Source organism: Actinomyces sp. 594 (assembly GCF_019325145.1).
GTDB lineage: Bacteria > Actinomycetota > Actinomycetes > Actinomycetales > Actinomycetaceae > Actinomyces.
This window is the reverse complement of the sequence record NZ_PIZC01000038.1, coordinates 135,490-140,515: the sequence shown is the minus strand read 5'-3', so window position 1 is coordinate 140,515 and position 5,026 is coordinate 135,490. Positions and strand designations below refer to the sequence as shown.

The 5,026-nt window shown below is 67.5% G+C and carries 5 protein-coding genes; 3 read left to right on the top strand and 2 right to left on the bottom strand.

Annotation, left to right across the window (positions count from 1 at the left end; all coding sequences use genetic code 11):
• Together GZ998_RS06445 and GZ998_RS06440 are read right to left on the bottom strand one after the other, a co-directional pair.
• A partial coding sequence (locus GZ998_RS06445; protein WP_257505397.1) for a response regulator transcription factor occupies positions 1 to 243 on the bottom strand: 243 nt, incomplete at its 3' end.
• Positions 244 to 248: 5 nt separating this feature from the next.
• The gene (locus GZ998_RS06440; RefSeq protein ID WP_308807179.1) at positions 249 to 1,088 is read right to left on the bottom strand and encodes a histidine kinase; all 840 of its coding nucleotides are present in this window, start codon (positions 1,086 to 1,088) and stop codon (positions 249 to 251) included.
• 462 nt (positions 1,089 to 1,550) lie between these two features.
• Here GZ998_RS06440 and GZ998_RS06435 point away from each other — a divergent pair, with 462 nt between their 5' ends.
• Genes GZ998_RS06435 through GZ998_RS06425 form a run of 3 tightly spaced genes read left to right on the top strand, consistent with a single transcriptional unit; the run spans position 1,551 to position 4,852 of the window.
• Complete coding sequence (locus GZ998_RS06435) at positions 1,551 to 2,501, top strand: ABC transporter ATP-binding protein (protein WP_219109394.1); 951 nt, start codon at positions 1,551 to 1,553, stop codon at positions 2,499 to 2,501.
• Between the two features lies 1 nt (position 2,502).
• Positions 2,503 to 3,651: an ABC transporter permease gene (locus tag GZ998_RS06430; protein WP_219109387.1), complete on the top strand. Its 1,149-nt coding sequence runs from the start codon at positions 2,503 to 2,505 to the stop codon at positions 3,649 to 3,651.
• Positions 3,638 to 4,852 (top strand): ABC transporter permease, encoded by a 1,215-nt coding sequence (locus tag GZ998_RS06425; protein ID WP_219109386.1) that lies wholly within the window; start codon positions 3,638 to 3,640, stop codon positions 4,850 to 4,852. The genes GZ998_RS06430 and GZ998_RS06425 overlap by 14 nt, the downstream gene beginning before the upstream one ends.
• Positions 4,853 to 5,026: the final 174 nt, after the last annotated feature.

Sequence of the window (5,026 nt, the reverse complement as noted above, 5' to 3'; positions counted from 1 at the left end):
GGCGAAGGTGGTCAGGAAGACCACCTTCGCCTCTGGGTCCAGGGCAAGGACCTGTTCGGCCGCGTCCAGTCCGTCGCCTCCGGGCATCTGTATGTCCAGCAGCAGGATGTCGGGCCGCCGCTCCCGGAAGCCCGCCACCGCCTCCTGGCCGCTGGCGCCCACGCCGACCACGTCGATGTCCGCCTCGGCCCCCAGGATCGTGGCCAGGGAATGGGCGAGCAGACGATCGTCGTCGACAATCATTACCTTCACGTGGTCTCCTTTGGGATCGTCGCGAGCACCGTGAACCTCGGACGAGTCAGGATACGGAGTGTTCCCCCGAGGGACTCGACCCGATCGGCCATGGAGCGCGTGCCGAGCCCGAGACCGTCGGCGCCAGGCTGCGGGCTGCGCAGCAGCTGTGGGGACTCGGCCCACGCCGGGACGGCGCCGTCGTTGGCGACCGTCAGCCGCCAGAATCCGGGGAAGTCGGCGACCGTCACCCAGGCAGTCTTAGCCCTGCCGTGGCGGGCGGCGTTGGTCAGGGCCTCGCGCGCCACCGCGACCAGGCAGCGTGTCACCGGTGCCGGTGGAGACACGGCCGAAGCACAGTCAACCCTAGCCTGGTTGATGCCGCAGCCTGCGGCGAGCCGGTTGAGCGCCACGGCCAGGTCCTCGCCCTTCTCGTCCAGGGCATGAACCCCGGCGCGCATGGCAGACAGCGCCTCGTCGGCTGTCTGCTCGATCCGCTTCAGGTCGGCCACCAGCTCCGGGCCGCCCCTATGGGCGACCTGGGCGGCATGCACCTGGAACAGCAGTCGAGTGAGCAAGTGCCCGACGCCGTCATGGATCTCCCGGGCGATCCGGGTGCGCTCTGCCAGCGCGGCCGCACGCGTATCGTGGTCCTGGGCTTCCTCCAGCCGCGTCTGCGTCTCCTGCAGCACGGTAACCCGGTGCTGAAGATCGTCTCGGACGGCGTGCAAGGCGCTGTGGGCACGGTCCACCTGCCCGGAACGCACCGCCAGCAGGGCGGCCACCGCCGCCAGGACCACCGCCACCGACACAGCAGTGTCGGGATCGCCCCGCAGCGCCAATGCCAGGGGCGCCACACAGGTCGCCGCACCGACCCACACCCAACGACGCCCCGATCCGAGACCGCCCCCACCAGCTCATAGACGGCCAGTGGAACCCCCACAATGGCGGCACGGTCCACGCATCCCGCCAGCAGGTACGCGGCCGGTAGGGCACCCGCGGCCGGCCACCGTCCCCAGGCGGCACAGGTGCCACTGCAGGTAACGGCAACCAGGAACCACACGATCGTCGTCGGCGCGGGCATACCGGAGGCCAACACCAGGACGGCGCAGGCTCCCAGCACCACGGCCCTGTCCGTCAGCTCCCTCACGCCTCGATTATGGACGATGGCGACCCGGCCGGCGGAGCCGACGACGCCCCTGACGTTTGTCATGCCCGCGCCGCCACCTCATGACAGCAGGCACTTCCGGCACCGAGCCGCCTCGCGCGACCATGGCCCCGAACACGGTCCGCGGACGAAAGGAGACGACGTGTCCGACATGGCGGTGGTCGTTGATGACCTGGTCAAGCGCTACGGGGAGCTGGTCGCCGTCGACGGGCTGTCGCTCAGCGTCGCCTCCGGGGAGATCCTGGGCCTGCTCGGCCCCAACGGCTCGGGCAAGACCACGGCGCTCAATTGCATACTGCAGCTGCTCACCTACAACCGGGGCGAGATCAGCATCTTCGGCGAGCCGATGTCGGCCACCGCCTACGAGCTCAAGCGGCGAATCGGGGTGGTACCGCAGGAGGTGGCCGTCTTCGAGGAACTCACCGTTCGAGAGAACATCGATGCCTTCTGCGCCCTGTACGTCTCCGACCGCGCCCGCCGTCGCGAGCTGGTGCAGGAGGCGCTCGAATTCGTCGACCTGGGGCGGTTCGCCAGGTTCCGCCCCAAGAAGCTCTCCGGAGGCCTGCTGCGCCGCCTGAACATCGCCTGCGGCATCGTCCACCGTCCCGATCTGATCATCCTGGACGAGCCCACCGTGGCCGTGGACCCGCAGAGCCGCAGCGCCATCCTCGACGGGATCAAACACCTCAACGCCCGCGGCGCCACCATCATCTACACCAGTCACTACATGGAGGAGGTGGAGCAGCTGTGCACGCGGATCATCATCATGGACCGGGGCAGGCAGATCGCGGCCGGCACCGCGAACGAGCTCAAGGCGATGATCGGCACCGGTGAGCGCATCCGCGTGGAGGTCATCTCCCCCGCCGAGCTCGGCGAGCGCGAGCTGGAGGCGGTGCGTCGAGCGGAGCATGTGCGCACCGTCGGCTACGAGGCACCCGAGCTGATAGTCGAGTGCACGCCGGGGGCGCACAACCTGGCCGACGTGCTCGAAGCGCTCGCCAAGGCGGGCGTGGTATGCGGGCGGATCACTTCCGAGCCGCCCACCCTGAACGACGTGTTCCTGGAGATCACCGGCCGGGCCCTGCGCGATGAGGCGGCCTGATATGCGCACCGTCTTCCGCTACCAGGTGCTCCGACTGCTGCGCGACAGGATCCTGCTGCTGTGGACACTCGGTATGCCGATCGCACTGTCCCTGATGTTCATGATGATGTTCTCCGGGCTGGAGGCGGGCTACGCCGTCGACCCCATCCGGGTCGGGATCGTGCATGATGATGCCTACGCGGCCGAGGCGGGATTGGACGGCGCCCTTGACGCCGTCTCCGCCGACGACGCCGAACTGCGGCTGCTCGATCCCGTGGCCTACGACACCGCGGAGCAGGCCGAGGCGGCCGTTCAGAAGGGTGACACGGTCGGCTATATCGCGGTCCAGGACGGCACCCCCGTGCTGCACCTGTCCCCGGAGGGCAATGACCTGTCCACCACCCCGGTACTGCGCGCCATGCTGGACACCTACGTGCACAGCCGCGACGAGATCACCTCGCTGATCGCCGCGGAAGCACCGCCCGCGGATGCCGCCGCCGCAGTACAGGACCGCCACGCATTCACCACCGAGCTCCAGGTCACCCGCGTGCCCGGAAAGCCCGAGGTGCCGTATTACTTCGCGCTGCTCGCCTTCACCAGCGGCATGGGCATGACGATCGCGGTAGTCGCCATCCGGGAGATCACCGCTCCGTCAGGGCATTTGGCGGCACGCCGCAATCTGGGGGCGCTGCCGCGCTGGAGACTGCTCCTGGGAACGTTGTCCGCGGCCTGGGTGTGCACCTGGGCATGCCTGGTGCTGGCATTCGTGTTCATGCGCTTCGTGGTGGGTGTGGACTTCGGCCCTTACGCGGCGCTTTGTCTGTTGGCAATCGGGATCTCCAGCCTCATGGCCTGCGCCGCCGGCTCGGTCCTGGGGACCTTCCCGCGGATGCCGCTGGGCGGAGTCTCGGCAATCAGTTGCCTACTGGCCCTGTTCTGCGGGCTGTACGGCACCGCCTCACAGCGACTGGCCAATGCCGTCGAACTCAGCGCCCCGCTGGTCTCCCAGCTCAATCCCCTGTGGCAGGCGACCCGCTGCTTCTACGGGCTGCTCTACTACGACTCCCTGGAGCCATTCGCTCGCAGCTGCACCGTGCTTGCGGGCATGACCCTCGTGTTCTTCATAATCGCCATGATCCGTATGCGGAGGACGAACCATGAGCACCTTTAAGACCTCGCTGCGGATTCTGGCGGCGCACCGCCTCTACATCCTGATCTACCTGGTGCTCATGAGCGTAGGCGCCGTGTTCGTCGGGACCGGCTCCGGCAACGCCACCGACGCAGGCGTCACCCAGGTGACGGCTGATGTGGCTGTGATCGACCGCGATGACTCCGCGCTATCCCGGGCACTGGCCGAATACGTGGGCTCCGTCGGCAACACCCAGCCGCTGGAAGACACCAAACAGGCACTCCAGGATGCCACCGCCAAGGACCGCATCCAGTACATCCTGATCATCCCCGCCGGCTTCGGCGAGGAGCTACAGGCCGCGGCCCAGGACGGAACCCAGCCGCCCGCCGTGGAGACCGTCATCAGCTACAGGTCCTACTTGGGCTCACTCATGAACGTGCGCACCAACTCCTACCTGAACCAGGTCTACGACTATCTGCGTGCTCTGAACACGGATGCCACCGGCACCGCATCCGCCGAACAGTCCGTGGAGCGGGCCGTGACCCTGGCGGAGGATTCTATGCGCGGCGGCTCCGCCGCTCGGCTCATCACCCAAGACGCGCTCCTTCTGCCGGAGTCCTTGAAGCTGTATACGCTGTTCTCGCTGTTCCCGCTGACGGCCTTCTGCGTCGTAGCGATTGCGGTGCTCATGGCTGCCCTCAATCGACCTCCCGTGCACTCCCGCGTGTCTTCCGCGCCTGTTACCGGCCGCTCACGCGGTCTGGGACTGCTCGGCGCGTGTTTACTGATAGGTCTGGTGGCATGGCTGTGGTTCTTCTGCCTGGGCACCGTGGTCTTCGCCGCCGATCGCATCGTGGATGCGGCACCACGACTGGGGGTGATCGGTCTCGCACTGGCCGCGTACACCCTCAACGGAGTCGCCGTGGGCTTCCTCGTGGGACAACTACGGCTGGGGGAGAATGCTGCGAACGCCATCGCAGTCATCGGCGGTATGGCATTCTCCGTCCTGGCGGGCGCGTGGGCACCCCTGGACATGCTGCCTGACGCTGTGATCGCGGTCGCGCGGCTCACACCCGGATATTGGGCGACCCAGGCCACCGGTGGCGCCTTCAGCGCCAGCTCGACCTCCGCCCAGGTGCTGATGCCACTGCTCGGTTACTGCGGGATATGCGCCCTGTTCGCCATCGCCATCGGAGCCGTCGGCCTGGGAGCCGGCCGCTCACGGGCACGCACGGCGGTCTAGCCGGAGACCCGGAGCCGCAGCACGCATGCCCGGAAGAAAAATGTCCATCTTCACACACTTTCACCGCAGCCAGCCCTTAGTTTCATAATCAAACCGAGGTAAAACGGCGCAACCATGCGGGCTCCCACAACGAACGCCCGACCCTCCGCCGTCAAAGTGGCGACGGATGGACAC

Excerpts from the sequence above, each read along its gene's own strand:
- GZ998_RS06435 (WP_219109394.1), top strand. The coding sequence starts at position 1,551 with ATGGCGGTGGTCGTTGATGACCTGGTCAAGCGCTACGGGGAGCTGGTC.
- GZ998_RS06425 (WP_219109386.1), top strand. The coding sequence starts at position 3,638 with ATGAGCACCTTTAAGACCTCGCTGCGGATTCTGGCGGCGCACCGCCTC.
- GZ998_RS06430 (WP_219109387.1), top strand. The coding sequence starts at position 2,503 with ATGCGCACCGTCTTCCGCTACCAGGTGCTCCGACTGCTGCGCGACAGG.